Genomic DNA, 17,401 nt, shown 5'->3' with positions numbered 1-17,401 from the left:
GGAAACAGGGCGCCCTTTTTGCGTTTCTTGAACCAAATCAAGTTCCGTTGAGCGGTCAGCAGTAGAATTTCGTGAACTGGCACTAAAGGCAGGTATAGTCTTGAAAACGCACAACCTTGTGCAACTTTTTATGCATTCAAAGGGCGAAGATGTCGTTCTGTCCGGCTCGGACCCGGATCGGTATGAAACGCTGTTAGAACGGACAACCGAGTAGATGAGATTTGCCGACGAAAACGGGTATGCAGGGTTTTGCATGACCGAGCATCATTTTCAGATGGAAGGGATCGAAACCACGACCAATCCGCCTTTGTGGAATATGCACATCGCTGCAAACACCAAAAACCCGATGGTGGGGCAGGTGGGTATGGCGCTGACGGCGCATCACCCTATGCGTCTGGCCGAGGATCTGGCAATGATTGATCACATGTCCGGTGGCCGATTGTTCTGTGGGTTTGTTCGAGGCAACACGCCGCGCTGGCTGAATACACTGGCGCAGCATCTTGATATCACAACAACTCAATCTGACCGATCCAAGGAAGATGCCCGGAACCGTCGATTGATGGAGGAAAGTTGGGCCGTGGTCAAAAAGGCCTGGACCAACGAAACCTTCAGTCATCATGGTGAGTTTTGGAACATCCCTGCCGACAACATCACATGGCCCTTCCCCCCGACCGCAAAGTATGGCGGCGAAGGCGCGGTGGACGATAATGGCACGTTGCGCAAAATGGGTATTGTTCCGCGCCCGCGTAAGCGAACCGACGGGCGGGATTTTCCACCGCTTTACGTGCCGTTTTCGTGGTCGATGGAGACGGCGAAGTTCTGGGCCAAGGAAGGCGCCAAGCTGGTGTCTTTTGTGTCCAAGGATGAGTTCATGGATATGACGATGCCGATCTATCTGGAAGAAGCGCACCACCATGGCCATACCGATCTGACGGTTGGAAACACTCTGGTTTTGGGCGGGCATTTGACCATCGGATCGACCGACGCGCAGGCCGAACGGCACTCTCGCGATTTTGAGGAACTGTTCAATTTCGCTTATAATGCCCCGCCATATCATGTGCCGATGGGACGCGTCTGGAAAGGCACCGTGAACCAGGTGATTGATCAGGTTGGTACATTGAAAGAGAAATACGGGACCGAAGAATTCGTCGTCTGGCATCACGTCGGATACTTCACGCAGGATGAAGAGCTTGAGATGTTGGATAACTACGCCAAAGTCATCAAGGCGTTTTCCTGAACCGGGGCAATAGGGGCCAACAGCCCCCAAGCCGCGGTACTAATCTGCGGCTTGGGGAATGCAGGTTTCTATCTGACAGGCGAGGATCGGTTGGCTCTGGTCAATCAGACGCTCAAGAGTAGCCATTCCCGGCGTAGCGCCAACTAGAAGGCCTTGACACAAGTCTTTAAATATCGCTTGTATACTAATGAAAATGTCTGAAGGAGGCACGACGGCCGAACGGTTACTTGGCGTGCTTTTTTTGATCCAAATATGAACCAGAAATCACATGCCAAATGGGGGATCAGATGGCTGACGCACCAAAAGACACGCCGGAACAGGGTCGCACACTAATCCGCAACATCGGTTTGCTTCTGACCGGTGATCTGGACTCGCCTATTGCGGACAGTGATTGCCTTCTCATTGAAGACGGAGTGATTGTGGGCTTTGAGGCCGGCGATGCGGATCGCATCATCGATGCCTCGGGCTGTGCGGTTGCGCCGGGCCTGATTGACGGGCATTGCCACCCGGTTTTCGGCGATTGGACCCCACGCCAAAGCCAGATCGGCTGGATCGAAATGAATGTTAACGGCGGCGTCACAAGCTTCATATCCGCGGGCGAAGTCCATCTGCCCGGTCGCCCCAAGGATGCCGAAGGCGTCAAGGCATTGGCGATGGTGGCACAACGTTGCTATTCAAATTTCCGCCCGTCCGGTGCCAAGGTTTTGGCAGGAGCGCCAGTGCCCGAACTTGATTTTGATCGCGATTTCTATGCGGCAATAAAGGCGGCTGGTATCCGGCATATTGGTGAGATCGGCCTTGGGACAGTAGCCAAAGGCCCGGACGCGGCACGGGTCACCGGCTGGTGTCGGGAATTGGGAATTGAAACCATTATGCATACTGGCGGCCCTTCGATTGCGGGCTCTCACGATGTTCGAGCTGCAGATGTGCTAGAAGCGCAACCGGACGTAGTCAGTCATATCAATGGCGGACCAACCTCAATTTCGCAGGATGAACTCCGAGAGCTTTGCCGTCACGCGAAAGGGGCGCTTGAAGCGGTACACAATGGTAACGAGAAATCGGTACTCGTGACACTGGAAGGCGCTCTGGCCGAAGGACGCCTTGCCGATTTCCTGATTGGAACAGATGCTCCAGCAGGGTCCGGCGTACAGCCGAACGGAATGCTGCGGATGGCAACTCTGCTGGCCAGTATTGGCGGATTGCCTGCCGAACAGGCGTGGTGCTGTGGCACCGGAAACGTGGCCAAGAGACGGGGTCTTGCACAAGGGATCGTGGCACCTGGCCGTCCAGCCGATCTGGTGTTCATGGACCGCCCAGAAGGATCGGACGGTAAGAACGTTTTGGAAGGCATGGCCGTCGGTAACATCCCCGGAGTTGGGGCTGTTATGATTGATGGTAAGATGCGTACCGGACGGTCGCGCTCGACCCCTCCTGCAGCGCGCGTACCTGTACTTTAAAGACACGAGAAACGTAGGTTTGTAACCTAGGCCCGGTCGCCAGATTGGCGGTCGGGCTTAGGGCTTTACCAACAATACGAACTTGGATTGTCTGCTTCAGACGCTAAGTGACTCTTGCCGAGGGTATGTCTTTGGCAGGTTGCGTTTATCGTATTGGCAAAATCTCAAGATTTGGGGCGCGTATTTGCGCCCCATTTTGATCGCTCAAAGCGCAGCTTCGCTGCCCAGAACGGTCGTGAACTCGTTCGAGAACGTGCCGCCGTTGCCATGGGCAATCGCGATATTTACATCGTCGATCTGACGATCGCCACCGTCGCCCCGGATTTGGGTCGCAGCCTCGATCAGACAGAACAGGCCGTACATGCCGGGGTGTACGCAACTTAACCCGCCGCCATTGGTGTTTACCGGCAGCGAGCCGCCCGGTGCGATGTTGCCATCGGCGACAAAGGCCCCCGCCTCACCTTTCTTTACAAAGCCCATGTCCTCGAGGAACAGCAGCGTGTTGATGGTGAAGGCATCATAAAGTTCGACCACATCCACGTCTTTGGTGGTGACGCCGGCCATCTCGAACGCGCGTTTCGAACTTTCCGCGGCACAGGTTGTGGTCAGCGTGGCAGCCTGGCTGATCTCGCGGTGGGAAATGGCATTGCCGCCCCCAAGGAAATAGGCGGGCTTTTCCTGAAAATCCTTTGCGCGGTCGGCCGAGGTCACGATGATCGCGGCACCGCCATCCGACATCAGGCAGCAATCCAGAACCGCCAGTGGATCGGCAACCATGGGCGCGGACAGATACTCCTCCATCGTCAGGTCATCCTGCATTGTCGCATCGGGGTTCAGCTGAGCCCATTTCCGGGCCGAGATGGCGACATGTCCGAAATGCTCTTTGGGTACGTTGAACTCGTGCATATAGCGTTGCGCGGTGAAGGCATATCCCGGCACCGGCACCATTGGTTCATAGGCGCGTTCCCATTGAGGTGTTTCGATCAACCCATTGAGATCGCGCGCGGATTTCGCGTTCGAGCCGTAGCAGATCAGCACGTTCTTACACAAGCCCGCCTGAATCGCCATGGTCGCTTCGACCAGATAGGACATGAAGGACGATCCGCCCACCATGTCCGAGTTCGCCCAGGTTGGCTTGATGCCCAGATACTCGGCGATCGAGAGGGTGGGGAAGAAGTGGTAGAAGGTGCCGCCACAGACGCCGTCGATCTCGGACAGGTCCATGCCTGCATCGGTCAGCGCGTTCTGTGTGGCCCTGGCGATCAGTTCCATTGGTGAGGTGTTGGGCGTTTTGCCCAAACCCCAATAGCCTTTGCCAACGATAGCGGATTTGCCGCGAAGTGCGTGTGCCATGATTGAATTCCTTATTCCGCGGGCTTGAAGAACACGGCGGCTTCGCCGGATTTTGCGTTGGGTCCGAAGTCGGGGGTCATGACAACGGCCCGCACTTTCATACCGATGGTGATCGCTTCGTTGTCCACGTCCACAATGCGGCTGAACATGCGAGGACCTTCGTCCAGATCAATTAGTACGTTGTTGATGTCACCGCCGTATTTCGCCGGACGCCGGATGATGGTCGAGGCAAAGACGGTGCCGCGGCCCGAGGCTTCGACCCATTCCAGATCGTCTGCTCCGGTGGTGGGGGACAGGGCGCGTGGGTAGAAGTTGTATTCACCGGTGGTTTTTGAGCGCTGGATCAGAAATTTTCCAGCGGCCAGACCGGAACGGAATGCCGCGTCGGCCTGAGGGCTGGCTTCGGGAAGAGTAAAGTCAGTCATGTGTCGTCCTTGATGTTCACGCGGCAAAGATCGCCGCAGAATGCGTAGGTTCTGGATTAAGGATGCGGTGCCGCAGCAAACCGGCTTCCGGCAGGATGCGCGCCCGGACATGGGCCGCAGTGGCGCGCAACAATTCGGGTTCCGGGGCGTTGTCCGCGGCGGCCTCGAGATCCGCCCAGACGCGACCAAAATATACCAGCCCGGTCAGCCGCAAATAGTCCGAGACCGACGGTCCGATATCTGTACAGTTTTGCATGGCTTGGGTTGCCGTTTCCCAGGCGTCGATCGCATCGGCCAGCTCGACCGAGCTGGGGCCCGTTGAGGCCAAATCGCTAAAAGCCTGCGCCGCCGCACCGCCATTTGCGCGGATCGCGCGGCGGGCCACTCCGGTCGCCAGAACGCCGTTGGTGCCTTCGTAAATCGCCATGATGCGGCTGTCGCGCATGATCTGTTCAACGCGGTATTCCTTGCAGAATCCATAGCCGCCGTGGATTTGCACCGCTTGGCTTGAGGCCGCGTTGACTGCGTCGGTCGCGAAGGCCTTGCAGGTCGGAGTAAGGATATCCAGCAACCCCTGATCGGCGCCCAAATCCATATCCACAAAGGTGCGATAGGCCATCGCCCGGCATCCCAACGTATAGGCGTAGATATCCAGCAACATCCGCTGAACGTCACCGTGTTCTGTGATCAGCGCCGTGCCTTCTGATGTCGTGCCCTGGCGCCGACCTGCGGCATGCAAACGCGAACGCTGAAAGGCCACGTCCATTTGGCCCACGGCCTGCAGGGCCACATCCAGACGCTCGGCATTCATCATAGTGAACATGGCAGCCAGCCCCTGGCCTTCCTGGCCCAACAATTCGGCTTTTGCGCCGTCGAACGCCATCTGACAGGTGGGTGATGCATGCATCCCCATCTTTTCTTCGATTCGCACAGTCTGAACCCGGTTACGTGTCCCATCGGGTAACACGGCAGGGCAGGCGAACAGGCTGAGGCCCCTGACCCCCGGTGCCGCATTCGGGGTGCGCGCGAGCACCAGATGCAAGACGTTGTCGGTATAGTCGTGGTCACCGCCCGAAATGAAGATTTTTGTTCCGCTGAGCACGTAGTCATCACCATCGGGCGTAGCGGTTGTTTTGATCCGACCTAGATCTGACCCCGCATCCGGTTCGGTCAGGCACATCGATGCCATCCATTCACCGGACACCAGCTGCGGCAACAGCCGCGCCTTTTGATCGTCATTGCCCGAGGCATTCAGAGTTCGAATGCAGCCCTGCGCCAGGCTCAGCACCATCTCATAGGAAATACACGCGCCAGCCAGCATGTCCGCCAGAACCGCACCCAGAATGTGTGGCAGTTCTTGCCCGCCATATTCTTCAGGCGCACAAAGGCCCGGCCAACCGGCATCGGCATAGCGTTTATAGGCGGCAACCATGCCCGGTGGCATCCGTACACGGCCATTTTCCAGACGCGCGCCGTGTTCCTCGCCGATCATGTCCAAAGGGGCAATCTCGGTATTGATGAAGCGGCCTAAGGCTGGGATTACGGCTTCGGCTAGATCGTCGCTCCAATCTGGCAGCCGCTCGGGTCGGCCGATATGCTTGAGGACGAATGCAATCTCGGCTTCAGAGGCGGTGTAGTCGATCATGTGGCGGCCTTTCCTGATACGATCACATCCGCGGCTCCATCATACAAGCCAGTGACCGCGTCAGCCCGAAGCTCTAGCGCAAGGCGTTGATTGATATAGCCTTTTTCCGTGACTTCATTCTTTTCAACCGACGGGGCGTCGTGTTCGATGCGAACGCGCTTCACGCGTGTGGCGCTGCCGGTTTGGCCGGCATTGTATGCAGCCAAACGTTCGGTAATGAAGGCGCGCACAGTCGGATCATCGGCGTAACCCGCCAATGTGTCGCCCCGTCCGGTCAGGGCTTTGCATTCATCCGCATTCAGGAACAGCAAGGCTCCTATTTCGCTCCGGTCATGGCCGGTAATGACGGCATCTGAGGCAATCGGGCTGAGGGCGTGCAACAACGCAACGCGTAAGTTGCCCACTGCGACCCAAGTGCCGGTCATCAGTTTGAAGTTCTCAGAGATGCGGCCATCGAATACGATGCCCTTTGATGGGTCATCTGGATCTTGCAAACGTCCCGCGTCGCCAGTCAGGAAGTACCCTTCGTCATCAAACGCCTCGGCGGTTTTTTCGGCGTTGTTCAGATAACCTGTTGTCACATGCGGTCCGCGGACCCGCATTTCCAGCTTGCCACCATTGGGCAGGAATTTCAGCTCGGATCCCGGACCCGGCACACCGATGACGCCTGCCTTGTCGATGGGGAAGTGCACACAAGTGGCCATCATCGCCTCAGTCAGGCCCCAAGCGCTTACAAACGGGATTTTCTCACCCCGTTCCTGCACGCCCAATTGTTCCAGACCTTCCCAAAGATGGTCGGGTAGCCCCGCACCAGAGAAAAAGATCAGATCAAGCCGCTTGAAAAAAGCGTTGCGAAAGGCTGCGTCCTCGCGCAGGACCGGCAAAAGCATGTCAAAACCGCGCGGGACGTTGAAGAACAGAGTGGGCGATACGTCGCGCACGTTGCGAATTGTCTTTTCGATTTCACCCGGCACGGGTTTGCCATCATCGACATAGAAGCTGCCGCCGTTGCGCAGCATCATGTTGAAGTTGAAATTGCCGCCGAACGTATGGTTCCAGGGAAGCCAATCAACCACAACAGGTGGTGCGCTTTCCAGAAACGGCCAAATCTGCACCACGGCTTCTTGAGTGGCCAACATCATGCGCTGCGTTACGATGACGCCCTTGGGCAACCCGGTTGAGCCAGAGGTGAACAGAATCTTGGCCAGCGTGTCATGGTCAATCGTGGCCCGCGCTTGGGCAACCGGTACGTCAGCTGTGGCTTCCAGGGCGTGTTCAAAGGTCAGTGCGCCATTGTCCGACAGCTGTTCGATGCCTTCCGAGGCGAGAAACTCAAAAGCATGGGCAAAGCCCTTGGCATCATCGGCGTAGGCCATGCCGGGATTTGTGGTCCGGACGATATGGCGCAGCTTGGCCAGCGACTCGTCGAACAGAGAGTAAGGGACAGAAACCGGCACCACAGGAATGCCCACATGCATAGCAGCCAGCATCAGCAGACCGTGCCGGACCGAATTGCCTGACAGAATCAAAAGCGGGCGATCTCTACCCAGTCCCTTGTTCAGAAGAAACGCAGCCAGTGAGCGGGTTTGCGTCAAAGCCTCGGAATAGGTGACGCTGATCCATTCACAGTCTGGCCCACGTTCGGCCAGAAACAGGCGATCGGGTGCTTCTTCCGCCCAGCGTTCCAGATATTCAGAAACGCACTGTACATCCATATTCAGCAGGTATGGGCTGCGCAAAACAAAGGCGCCATCGCTTAGGTCTTCTCGCAACACCTTTGAAGGCGCGAATTTTTGGATAGGCACTATACCGTCTTCACTTTGCCGGGCTGAAATGCTCATCTTTCCTCTCCCTGTCATCTGGTCGCCATGGATGCGACATGATGCATATTTTGAAAATCAGGCTATCCAAAAAATTGTTAGTATGCAAATGTATTATTGATCGTTCACTAAGTTCTGATTTAACGGGTATGATGCATCAGGAAATCGCGCAAGACCGAAGCCTGATTTCGTTGCGTCATGGCGTACGGGGCACACAGGGAGACATGGAATGAGAATCGAAAACGCATCCGCAATTGTGACTGGCGGTGCTTCGGGGTTGGGGTTTGCGACGGCCGAATATCTTGCATCATACGGGGCGAAAGTGGCCCTGTTCGACTTGCCCGGTGACAAGCTGGACGAGGCCGCAAAGCAGATGGGGGCAATTGCTGCGCCTTGCGACGTCACCAAAGAGGCCCAGGTTGCTGCGGCGCTGGACACGGCAACTGCGGCCAATGGTTTGCCCCGTGTTGTCGTCAATTGCGCCGGCGTAACGCATGGCGAGCGGATCGTAGGGCGCAATGGCCCGGCGGCGCTGGACGGGTTCGCCAGAACGGTTCAGATCAACCTGATCGGCACCTTTAATGTCATGCGCCTGGCGGCTGAGCGGATCATGCAAAATGAACCGCTTGTGGATAACGAGCGGGGGATTATCATCAACACCGCGTCGGCGGCGGCCTTTGAGGGGCAGATCGGGCAGGCGGCTTATTCTGCCTCGAAAGGTGGGGTGGCCAGTCTGACCTTGCCTGCGGCGCGGGAGTTTGCGCGCTCGGGCGTTCGGGTCATGGCGATTGCACCGGGTATCTTCTCGACCCCGATGATGGATTTGCTGCCGCAGGAGATTCAGGACAGTCTGGGTGCCAAGGTTCCCTTTCCGTCGCGCCTTGGGCAGCCGGCTGAATTTGCGCGCTTGGCAGGGCACATGATCGAAAACACCATGCTGAACGGTGAATGCGTGCGTCTGGACGGCGCGATCCGTCTGGAACCCAAGTAAGGCTTTGCAATGGAATATACACATATCACCCCAGAGACAGACGGCCCGGTTGGTATCCTGACGCTGGACCGACCTGCCAAGTTCAATGCGATCAATCACGGGCTGCTGTTAGAGATCGAGCATTATTTTGACACCCTTCCCGATGAGATCGGCGCAGTTGTGATCCGCAGTTCCGGTCAGCATTTCTGTGCCGGGCTAGACCTGTTGGAACATTCGATGCGCGACGCCGCAGGGGCGATGCATGAATGTCGCCTATGGCACCGGATTTTCGACAAAATCGAATACGGACGGGTTCCGGTCGTCGCCGCAATGAACGGTGGTGTTCTGGGCGGTGGGATGGAGCTGGCTATGACCGCCCATATTCGGGTCTCGCAGCAGGATACGTTCTATGAGCTGCCCGAAGGACGCCGCGCGATCTTTGTCGGCGGCGGCGCAACGGTACGTGTTGGCCGGATTATTGGGGCCAGCCGGATGATGGAGATGATGCTGACCGGCCGCCGCTATGGCTCGGACGAAGGGTTGCAACTGGGGCTGGCGCACTATGTTGAGCCGGACGGAACCGTGTTCGACAAAGCGATGGATCTGGCCCGGCGCGTGACCGAGAATGCGCCGCTGTCAAACTACATGATGATGCAGGCGATCACGCGCATCAATGACATGTCGGCCAGTGATGGCTTCTTTACCGAAAGCCTGGCTGCGGCGATTGCCCAATCCTCACCCGAAGCGCGGGCTGGGATGGAGGCGTTTCTGAACAAGACAGGAAAGCGGGACAATCAGTAAGTCCCGAGACACGCGGGATCTGGTGTGAGAGCGTTTCACCAGATCCCGGTGTAGGGCGGGGCAGAGCCCCGGTTGGTCAATCGACAAAGGCGCGTTCGACCACAAAAGTTGCAGGTTTGTTGTTGGCGCCCTCTTCCAGACCGAACCCTTCCAACGCGCCCTTGGTATCCTGCAGCATCGCCATCGAGCCGCAGATCATTCCGCGATCTGTTTCAGGTGAGATTGGCGGCACGTCCAAATCATTGAACACTTTGCCCGATGCCATAAGATCGGTGATCCGACCTTTGAACGGATAGTCCTCACGCGTGAGGGTGCAATAATGCCGCAAATTCTGTGCCATCTCGCCAACCAGCGGATCGGATTTGAGCTCCGCGACCAGATCCTTGCCATAGTCCAGTTCACCCTGTTCCCGGCAGGTATGGGTCAGGATCACTTCGTCGAATTTCTCATAGGTTTCTGGGTCGCGGATCAGCGATGCAAAAGGCGCGATGCCGGTGCCGGTCGAGAACATCCAAAGCCGTTTGCCCGGCAATAGCGCGTCATTGACCAATGTGCCGGTGGGCTTTTTGCGCATCAAAACCGTGTCGCCTTCGCGGATTTTTTGCAGGTGTTCGGTAAGTGGGCCGCCGGGAACCTTGATCGAATAGAACTCGATCTCTTCGTCCCAGCTAGGCGAAGCAATGGAATAGGCGCGGAACACGGGTTTTTCCGCATTCGGCAGACCGATCATCACAAACTCACCCGACCGAAACCGGAAGGACGCTGGACGGGTGATGCGGAATTTGAACAACCGGTCGGTGTAGTGCTTCACCTCGGTCACGGTTTCGGCGAACACGCCCGCCGGAATGGGGAATTCGGTCTTGGTCGTGGAATCCAGCGACATCTTGATCTCCTATTCTGCCGGGGCTTCGGACAGAAGCTCCAGTTTGCCGTCGTTGCCGTTCCAGTCGTCTGCGTCGGGCATCGGGTCTTTCTTTTCGGTGATGACGGGCCACGCCTCAGCGTATTTGCCGTTTAGTTCGACCCACGTCTCCATCCCGTCCTCAGTGTCCGGGCGGATTGCGTCGGCGGGGCATTCCGGTTCACACACACCGCAGTCGATGCATTCGTCGGGATGGATGACCAGTGTATTTTCCCCTTCGTAGAAGCAATCCACTGGGCAAACCTCCACGCAATCGGTGAATTTGCAGTTGATGCAGTTTTCGGTGACGACGTAAGTCATGGAGCGCCTATTCGTTAGTATACGAATGAGTATTGTGAGAATTACGTGCCTGTCAATACGTTTTTGTACGAATGAAAAATTCCTGTACCGGACTCTTGACCCAAATGTGAAAAAAGTTAGTGTACTAACGAAAATACGGCGCTTCGGCAGGGTAGTATGACTGACAAGCGGGTTGTCGAAACATCGGACTCATGCTGTTGGGGGAGATGCAGGATTCTATCCCGGACACAAGTTGGCCGATCGCAGCAGAGTTTTGAAAGGTTCAACCCATGAGCACACCCTTGCACGGATTGAAAGTGATCGAGCTGGCCCGCATTCTGGCCGGACCCTGGATCGGGCAGACATTGGCTGATCTGGGGGCAGATGTGCTCAAGATCGAAAGCCCCGAGGGGGATGATACGCGAAAATGGGGGCCACCGTTTATTGAGCGCGATGGCGATAAGACAGCCGCCTATTTCCACGCGGCCAATCGGGGTAAGGACAGTATCGCATTGGATTTCCGGGATGCGGGTGATCGGGCCAAGTTGTTGGATCTGATCCGCGATGCGGATGTGCTGATCGAAAACTTCAAGGTTGGCGGACTGAAAAAATTCGGCCTGGACTATGATAGCGTCAAACAGATCAACCCTGGACTTGTTTACGCATCCGTCACTGGGTTCGGTCAGGATGGACCCTATGCCCATCGGGCAGGGTACGATTTTCTTATCCAGGGTATGAGCGGGATCATGGACCTGACGGGCGACCCAGAAGGAGAGCCGCAAAAGATCGGCGTTGCCTTTGCAGATATCTTCACGGGTCTCTACGGGGTGATCGGTATTCTGGCTGCACTTGCTGAACGAGAGCGCTCGGGGCAGGGACAGCACGTGGATCTGAGCCTGCTGGATTGCATGACGGGCGTTCTGGCCAATCAGGCGATGAATTATCTGGCCTCGGGTGCATGCCCAACGCGAATGGGTAACGCTCATCCCAATATCGTGCCTTATCAGGTGTTTCCGGTGGCGGATGGACACATCATCATCGCCTGTGGCAACGACCGGCAATATGCAAGCCTTTGCCAAATACTGGGCCTGTCGGGGTTGATCGACGATACACGGTTTTCGTCCAACGCGGACCGTGTGGAAAATCGCGCTGCGTTGACTGAATTGCTGACGAATTCCTGTCTGGAATGGGTCAAGACCGATCTGTTGGCGGCCCTTGAACAACATGGCGTGCCCGGTGGCCCGATCAATTCAGTGCACGAGGCACTCAGCGACCCGCAGATTCAGCATCGCGAGATGCAGATCAACCCGGAAGGCGTGCCCGGTTTGCGCACTCCGATCCGGTTTTCCCGGTCTGAATTGCAGTTGGACAAGGCGTCGGCCAAACGGCCTGTCAAATCATGAGATTTTTCGCAGAATACGGATAAGGTTGCGCTGTTCAGCGGCCGTCAGCGGCTTGAGCGTTTCGTTGGTGATCTGTTGACCAACATCTTTCATCCGCGCGACCATGGCCTCGCCTTCGGGGGATAGCGAAATCAGTGTGCGTCGCTTGTCGTCCGGATCGGGTTCGACAACCGCAAATCCCTTTTGACGCAGGCGATCAACGACCCCTTTGATTGTCGCAACATCCATTGCCGCCAGCCGCCCCAATCGGTTTTGAGAGCACTTGCCCAAATCTGCAATACGGATCAGCGCAGCAAACTGCGTTGGCGTCAGGCCGTCCAATGTGTGTGACTGGAAAATCGACGCGTGGCGCTGATTGGCCAGCCGCAAAAGATAGCCGACCTGCTCGTCAAGCGCATAGCTTTCAATCGATTCCGTCATGACGGCTCCTGCCTGATTCAATTGTTCGTACTATAATAATCAAAGCCATGTCCTTCCCACAAGACCAAGGTATTAGACTGCAAGATAGGTATTTGAAATTTCTGGGTTTTCGTCGAGTTCAGTAAAGCTGCCTTCGAACCGCATTTCGCCCTTTTCGATGATATAAGCCCGGTCCGACACGATGCGCGCAAAGTGCAGGTTCTGTTCACTGATCAGCACCGAAAGCCCCTCTCGTTTCAGTTCCGCAATCACGCGGGCCATCTGTTCAACAATGACCGGCGCTATCCCTTCTGATGGTTCATCCAACAGGACCAGCTTGGGATTGCCCATCAACGTACGGGCAATGGTCAGCATCTGTTGTTCCCCACCCGACAGTTGTTTGCCCAGGTTCTTGCGACGCTCAGCCAGATTTGGGAACAGCTCGAACAAGTGTTCCTGTGTCCATTCGGGTGCATCTGGACGTGGTTCGCGGCGTCCGACTTCGAGGTTTTCTTCGATGGTCAGATCCCCGAAAATCCGACGGTCTTCGGGGACATAACCCATGCCAAGGCGACAGATCGCATGAGGGGTATTCCCCTGAATCTCGCGTTCGGCATAGCGGATGGTGCCATTTATGTGCCGCACCAATCCCATGATGGTCTTCATGGTGGTCGATTTGCCGGCACCATTCCGGCCCATCAGCGCAACCACCTCGTTTTCGCCGACGTTCAGCGAAACACCGTTGAGGATTTGCGCACGGCCGTACCAGGCCCCAAGGTTTTTGACATCAAGCATTGGCGCTCTCCGCTTCAAAGACTGAGCCACCGCCCAGATATACCTCTTGGACCAATGGGTTGGTGCGGATTTCAGGCCCTGTGCCTTCGGCGATCAACTCACCCCGGTTCAGCACCAGAATACGATGAGCATGGGCAAAAACGACGTCCATGTCATGTTCGGTGAACACCACGCTTACGCCGCCTTTAGCCACGATTTCCGCGGTCAACGCCATCAGGGCTAACCGTTCGGACGGTGCCATGCCCGCCGTCGGTTCGTCCATCAGCAGAAGGGCGGGTTCATGCGCCAAGGCAATCGCCAGTTCCAGTCTTTTCAGATCGCCATACGCCAGTTCCGAACATGCCCGCCCGGCTTGATCCTGCATCGAAACAAGTTCCAGCAACGCCATTGCCTTATCCACATACATCCGCGTCGCCCGGGAAAACAGGTCGAACACCCGGCGGTGATGCGAGATCAGCGCCATCTGGACGTTTTCCACAACGGTCATCGACAGGAAGGTCGCCGTAATCTGGAACGTTCGACCAACGCCCATACGCCAAATCTTGCGCGGCGGATGGCCGATCAGGGCCTGACCGCGCAAGGATACCGAGCCTGCGTCCGGTTTCAGGTAGCCATTCAGCATGTTGAAACATGTGGTTTTGCCCGCGCCGTTGGGACCGATCAGGGCAAGGAATTCCCCTTCCTTCAGATCGAAATTCACACCCTTCACGGCCTGCACGCCGCCAAAGGATTTAGACAGGTTGCGGACTTCGAGAACGTTGGTCATGCGCGGCCTCCTTTCAGGCCGCGCAGCAGGCGCTGGACACCGCCCGCAATTCCGTCAGGTGCCACTAGGACAACGATTAGAATGATGGCCCCGAAGATGAAACGCCAATAGTCTAACCGCGTGACCCAATCTTCGATCAGTACAAAGGCACCGGCCCCCAGGATCGGACCCGCCAGTGCGTGAATGCCACCCAGAAGAACCATGATCAGACCGTCGATGCTCAGCGCGATGCCGAGGCTGTCAGGAAAGACGCTGCCCTTGGAGAATGCAAAGACGACCCCGGCCAAACCGGCAAAGCCACCCGCCAGCACAAATCCCATCCATTGATGAAACCGGGTATCGATGCCAATCGATTCAGCCCGGGTTTGGCTGTCGCGTATGCCGCGCAGGATATAGCCGAATGGAGAGAAGGCCACACGACGCAAAGCCCATATTCCGCCGATACATAGGACGAAGGCGATGTAGAAATAAACCTTGTCGGAGCTGGCCCATTTGGCAGGCCATACGCCAAGGATGCCATCATCCCCGCCGGTGAATTCCTGCCATTGGAACGTGACACCCCATAGGATCTGGGCTGCGGCCAAGGTCAACATGGCGAGGTAAACGCCCGACAGCCGGACACAGAACCAGCCGAAGAACAGCGCTGCTATGGCCGCGCAAACCGGGCCGAAAAGCATAGCCGAGATCATGCCGAGGCCAAGGAATTTGACCGCCATCGCCGCGCCATAGGCGCCAACGCCGAAATAAGCGGCGTGCCCAAAGCTGACCATGCCGCCAACACCCATCATAAAATGCAGCGATACGGCAAATAACGTCGCGACCATCACATCGACCATCAGGACCGAAGTGAAATCAGCAGTGAACAAGGGGCTAAGCGCCAGCACCAGCAGCGCGGCCATCAGCACCATTGCTGATTTCTGATCCATCAGCGCCAGTGGTTGGTCCGGTTCTTCCGGCGCGCCCTTTTCGCTGCCGGGTTTGCCGAACAAGCCATGGGGCCGGAAGATCAGGACAATCGCCATAATGACGAAGGGTAAAACGATTGAGATTTGCGGGAAGATCAGGATTGCAAAAGCGTTCAGGACCGAGATCAGAACCGCCGCTACAAACGCGCCGGACACGCTGCCCATACCGCCAATGACAACCACGACGAAAGCCTCACCGATGATGGACAGATCCATCTGCAGCGATACCGCCTCGCGCGGGATTTGCAGTGCGCCACCCAATCCAGCCAAGAACGAGCCCAATACGAATGCTGCCGAAAACAACCAGGCTTGGTTGACGCCTAGCGCCCCGACCATCTCGCGGTCTTGGGTCGCGGCACGCACCAGAACACCCCAGCGGGTTTTGTGGAACAGCAGCCAGATGGCCAGCAATACGACCGGCCCGATAGCGATCAAGGCGAGGTCATATTCGGGAATTGGTTCACCCATGATGCGAACCGCGCTATCCAATCCCGGCGCGCGCGGGCCTAAAAGGTCCTCTGCGCCCCAGATCGCCAGCGTGCCATCCTGAAAGATCAATACGACGCCAAACGTTGCGACTAGTTGGAACAGCTCAGGTGCGTGGTAAATGCGGCGCAGGATAGTGAGTTCGATGATCAGGCCGATCACCCCGACGATCATTGCCGCCAAAATGACGCTGACCCAAAAGCCAAGGATGCTGCCGCTCCAGAGTGTGACCAGTGTGTAAGCGAGATAAGCGCCGACCATGTAGAACGAGCCATGCGCAAAGTTCACGATCCGCGTGACGCCGAAGATGATCGAAAGCCCGGATGCGATCAGGAAAAGCGAGGAAGCGTTCGCCAATCCAGTCAGTAGCTGTGCAAAATAGAACCCCATCGGGCCACCGTCCCTTGTTCGTGTTCTTTTTGTGGGGCGGGGCAGCTATTGCCCCGCCTAATTCGGCTTATTCCGCCGGACGCAAGGCTGCTGCGTCGTCTTCGCTGGGCAAGTAATCAGCCCCGTCGGCATAGGACCAGTCGACCATCGATGGTTTGCCGTCGACTGTCCCAGTCTTGCCGACATAGGCGCCCATCGTGGACTGATGGTCAGCCGCGCGGAAGGTGAAGGGGCCGGTTGGGCTGCTGTCAACGGTCAGGCCCTCCATCGCGGCCAGCAAGGCGTCAGTGTCTGTGGAATCGGCCTTTTCCAACGCTGCGGCGATGGCGAGGATCGAGTTGTATCCAACGATAGAACCGGTTTTGGGCGCTTCGCCGAACTTTTCGATATAAGCTTCAGCAAATGCTTTATGCTCATCCGTAGTGATGTCGGTCGAGGGGTATCCGGTGACGATCCAACCCTCAGGAGCCTCAGCCCCCAGCGGGTCGAGGTATTCCGGTTCTCCGGTCAGCAATGATGCAACGTCGCGATCCTCGAACAGGAACCGCAGCGAACCTTCGCGAACAAATTTGGCCAGATCGCCGCCGAAGGTCACGTTGTAAATCGCATCCGGTTTCGAGGCCTCAAGCGCGCGGACGGTGGAACCCGCGTCGATTTTGAACAGCGGTGGCCATTGTTCTTCGACAAATTCTACATCGGGGCGCAATTTGGTCAGTTCGGATTTGAAGGCCTTCACCGCATCCTGCCCATAGGCGTAGTTCGGCGCGACAGTCGCCCATTTCACGGCGTCGAGCTTGGCGGCCTGTTCGGCCAGCATCGCGGCCTGCATATGGGTCGAGGGGCGAAGACGATAGGTGTATTTGTTGCCTTTGGACCAGACGATCGCGTCGGACAGGGGCTCTGACGCGATGAACAGGACTTCTTTCTGCTTGGCAAAATCGGAAACGGCCAGACCGATATTGGACAGGAAGGTGCCAAAGATCAGAACTGCACCGTCTTTTGAGACCAGTTCCTCGGCGATCCGGATTGCGGTGGCTGGATCACCGGTATCATCCCGGCTGATCACTTCCAGTTGCTTGCCGTCGATCCCGCCTGCGGCGTTGATCTGTTCGACCGCCAGTTGCCAACCTTTCTTGTAGGGCTCAGTAAAGGCGGGCAGACGGGTATAGCTGTTCACCTCACCCAAAACGATTGAGTCCTGGGCCAGACTGACCCCAACCGTCAAACTGGTGAAGGGTAGCGCCGCAAGCGCGCCCAGTACCGTGCGTCTGATCAGATTCATTTCGAA

The 17,401-nt window shown here is 56.9% G+C and carries 16 protein-coding genes; 5 read left to right on the top strand and 11 right to left on the bottom strand.

All coding sequences use genetic code 11. The features are described from left to right. The first annotated feature begins 214 nt into the window (after positions 1-214). Both AC2FJC_RS08300 and AC2FJC_RS08295 read left to right on the top strand, forming a co-directional pair. Positions 215-1,237, top strand: a complete 1,023-nt coding sequence (locus AC2FJC_RS08300) for an LLM class flavin-dependent oxidoreductase (RefSeq protein WP_496739124.1) — start codon at positions 215-217, stop codon at positions 1,235-1,237. 287 nt (positions 1,238-1,524) lie between these two features. Further along, positions 1,525-2,694 (top strand): amidohydrolase family protein, encoded by a 1,170-nt coding sequence (locus AC2FJC_RS08295; RefSeq protein WP_496739123.1) that lies wholly within the window; start codon positions 1,525-1,527, stop codon positions 2,692-2,694. A 204-nt stretch (positions 2,695-2,898) separates the two neighbouring features. Here the strand turns inward: AC2FJC_RS08295 and AC2FJC_RS08290 are convergent, their stop codons facing one another. Genes AC2FJC_RS08290 through AC2FJC_RS08275 form a run of 4 tightly spaced genes read right to left on the bottom strand, consistent with a single transcriptional unit; the run spans position 2,899 to position 7,958 of the window. Continuing rightward, positions 2,899-4,047, bottom strand: a complete 1,149-nt coding sequence (locus AC2FJC_RS08290) for an acetyl-CoA acetyltransferase (RefSeq protein WP_496739122.1) — start codon at positions 4,045-4,047, stop codon at positions 2,899-2,901. 11 nt (positions 4,048-4,058) lie between these two features. After that, positions 4,059-4,472: a Zn-ribbon domain-containing OB-fold protein gene (locus tag AC2FJC_RS08285; RefSeq protein ID WP_496739121.1), complete on the bottom strand. Its 414-nt coding sequence runs from the start codon at positions 4,470-4,472 to the stop codon at positions 4,059-4,061. Between the two features lie 16 nt (positions 4,473-4,488). Next, complete coding sequence (locus AC2FJC_RS08280) at positions 4,489-6,117, bottom strand: acyl-CoA dehydrogenase family protein (protein WP_496739120.1); 1,629 nt, start codon at positions 6,115-6,117, stop codon at positions 4,489-4,491. Continuing rightward, on the bottom strand, positions 6,114-7,958 hold the full coding sequence (locus AC2FJC_RS08275; protein ID WP_496739119.1) for a feruloyl-CoA synthase: 1,845 nt from the start codon (positions 7,956-7,958) through the stop codon (positions 6,114-6,116). Before AC2FJC_RS08275 ends, AC2FJC_RS08280 begins: the two co-directional genes overlap by 4 nt. A gap of 208 nt (positions 7,959-8,166) precedes the next feature. Between AC2FJC_RS08275 and AC2FJC_RS08270 the strand changes: the two genes are divergently transcribed. Both AC2FJC_RS08270 and AC2FJC_RS08265 read left to right on the top strand, forming a co-directional pair. Then, positions 8,167-8,928 carry an SDR family NAD(P)-dependent oxidoreductase gene (locus tag AC2FJC_RS08270; protein WP_496739118.1) on the top strand — a complete coding sequence of 254 codons (762 nt, stop codon included), beginning with the start codon at positions 8,167-8,169 and terminating at the stop codon, positions 8,926-8,928. 9 nt (positions 8,929-8,937) lie between these two features. Further along, a complete protein-coding gene (locus tag AC2FJC_RS08265; protein WP_496739117.1) occupies positions 8,938-9,708 on the top strand; it encodes a crotonase/enoyl-CoA hydratase family protein in 771 nt (256 codons plus the stop codon). A 76-nt stretch (positions 9,709-9,784) separates the two neighbouring features. Here the strand turns inward: AC2FJC_RS08265 and AC2FJC_RS08260 are convergent, their stop codons facing one another. Both AC2FJC_RS08260 and fdxA read right to left on the bottom strand, forming a co-directional pair. Beyond that, positions 9,785-10,591: a ferredoxin--NADP reductase gene (locus AC2FJC_RS08260; protein ID WP_496739116.1), complete on the bottom strand. Its 807-nt coding sequence runs from the start codon at positions 10,589-10,591 to the stop codon at positions 9,785-9,787. A gap of 9 nt (positions 10,592-10,600) precedes the next feature. Continuing rightward, positions 10,601-10,930, bottom strand: a complete 330-nt coding sequence (gene fdxA, locus AC2FJC_RS08255) for a ferredoxin FdxA (protein WP_496739115.1) — start codon at positions 10,928-10,930, stop codon at positions 10,601-10,603. A gap of 269 nt (positions 10,931-11,199) precedes the next feature. Here fdxA and AC2FJC_RS08250 point away from each other — a divergent pair, with 269 nt between their 5' ends. Continuing rightward, positions 11,200-12,312, top strand: a complete 1,113-nt coding sequence (locus AC2FJC_RS08250; protein WP_496739114.1) for a CaiB/BaiF CoA transferase family protein — start codon at positions 11,200-11,202, stop codon at positions 12,310-12,312. On the opposite strand, the gene AC2FJC_RS08245 is transcribed toward AC2FJC_RS08250, so the two are convergent. The 5 genes from AC2FJC_RS08245 to AC2FJC_RS08225 form a co-directional block, all read right to left on the bottom strand. Then, positions 12,307-12,732: a MarR family winged helix-turn-helix transcriptional regulator gene (locus AC2FJC_RS08245; RefSeq protein WP_108859585.1), complete on the bottom strand. Its 426-nt coding sequence runs from the start codon at positions 12,730-12,732 to the stop codon at positions 12,307-12,309. The genes AC2FJC_RS08250 and AC2FJC_RS08245 overlap by 6 nt on opposite strands. A 72-nt stretch (positions 12,733-12,804) precedes the next feature. Further along, the gene (locus AC2FJC_RS08240; RefSeq protein WP_496739113.1) at positions 12,805-13,506 is read right to left on the bottom strand and encodes an ABC transporter ATP-binding protein; all 702 of its coding nucleotides are present in this window, start codon (positions 13,504-13,506) and stop codon (positions 12,805-12,807) included. Next, the gene (locus AC2FJC_RS08235) at positions 13,499-14,272 is read right to left on the bottom strand and encodes an ABC transporter ATP-binding protein (RefSeq protein WP_496739112.1); all 774 of its coding nucleotides are present in this window, start codon (positions 14,270-14,272) and stop codon (positions 13,499-13,501) included. Before AC2FJC_RS08235 ends, AC2FJC_RS08240 begins: the two co-directional genes overlap by 8 nt. Then, positions 14,269-16,113, bottom strand: a complete 1,845-nt coding sequence (locus tag AC2FJC_RS08230) for an ABC transporter permease (RefSeq protein WP_282119305.1) — start codon at positions 16,111-16,113, stop codon at positions 14,269-14,271. The genes AC2FJC_RS08235 and AC2FJC_RS08230 overlap by 4 nt, the downstream gene beginning before the upstream one ends. A gap of 67 nt (positions 16,114-16,180) precedes the next feature. Beyond that, positions 16,181-17,395 carry an ABC transporter substrate-binding protein gene (locus tag AC2FJC_RS08225; protein ID WP_282119306.1) on the bottom strand — a complete coding sequence of 405 codons (1,215 nt, stop codon included), beginning with the start codon at positions 17,393-17,395 and terminating at the stop codon, positions 16,181-16,183. Positions 17,396-17,401 lie beyond the last annotated feature (6 nt).

Source organism: Ruegeria sp. CDSB117, from assembly GCF_059611005.1.
The sequence above is the reverse complement of the archived record's forward strand: the minus strand, read 5'-3'. Positions and strand labels throughout refer to the sequence as shown.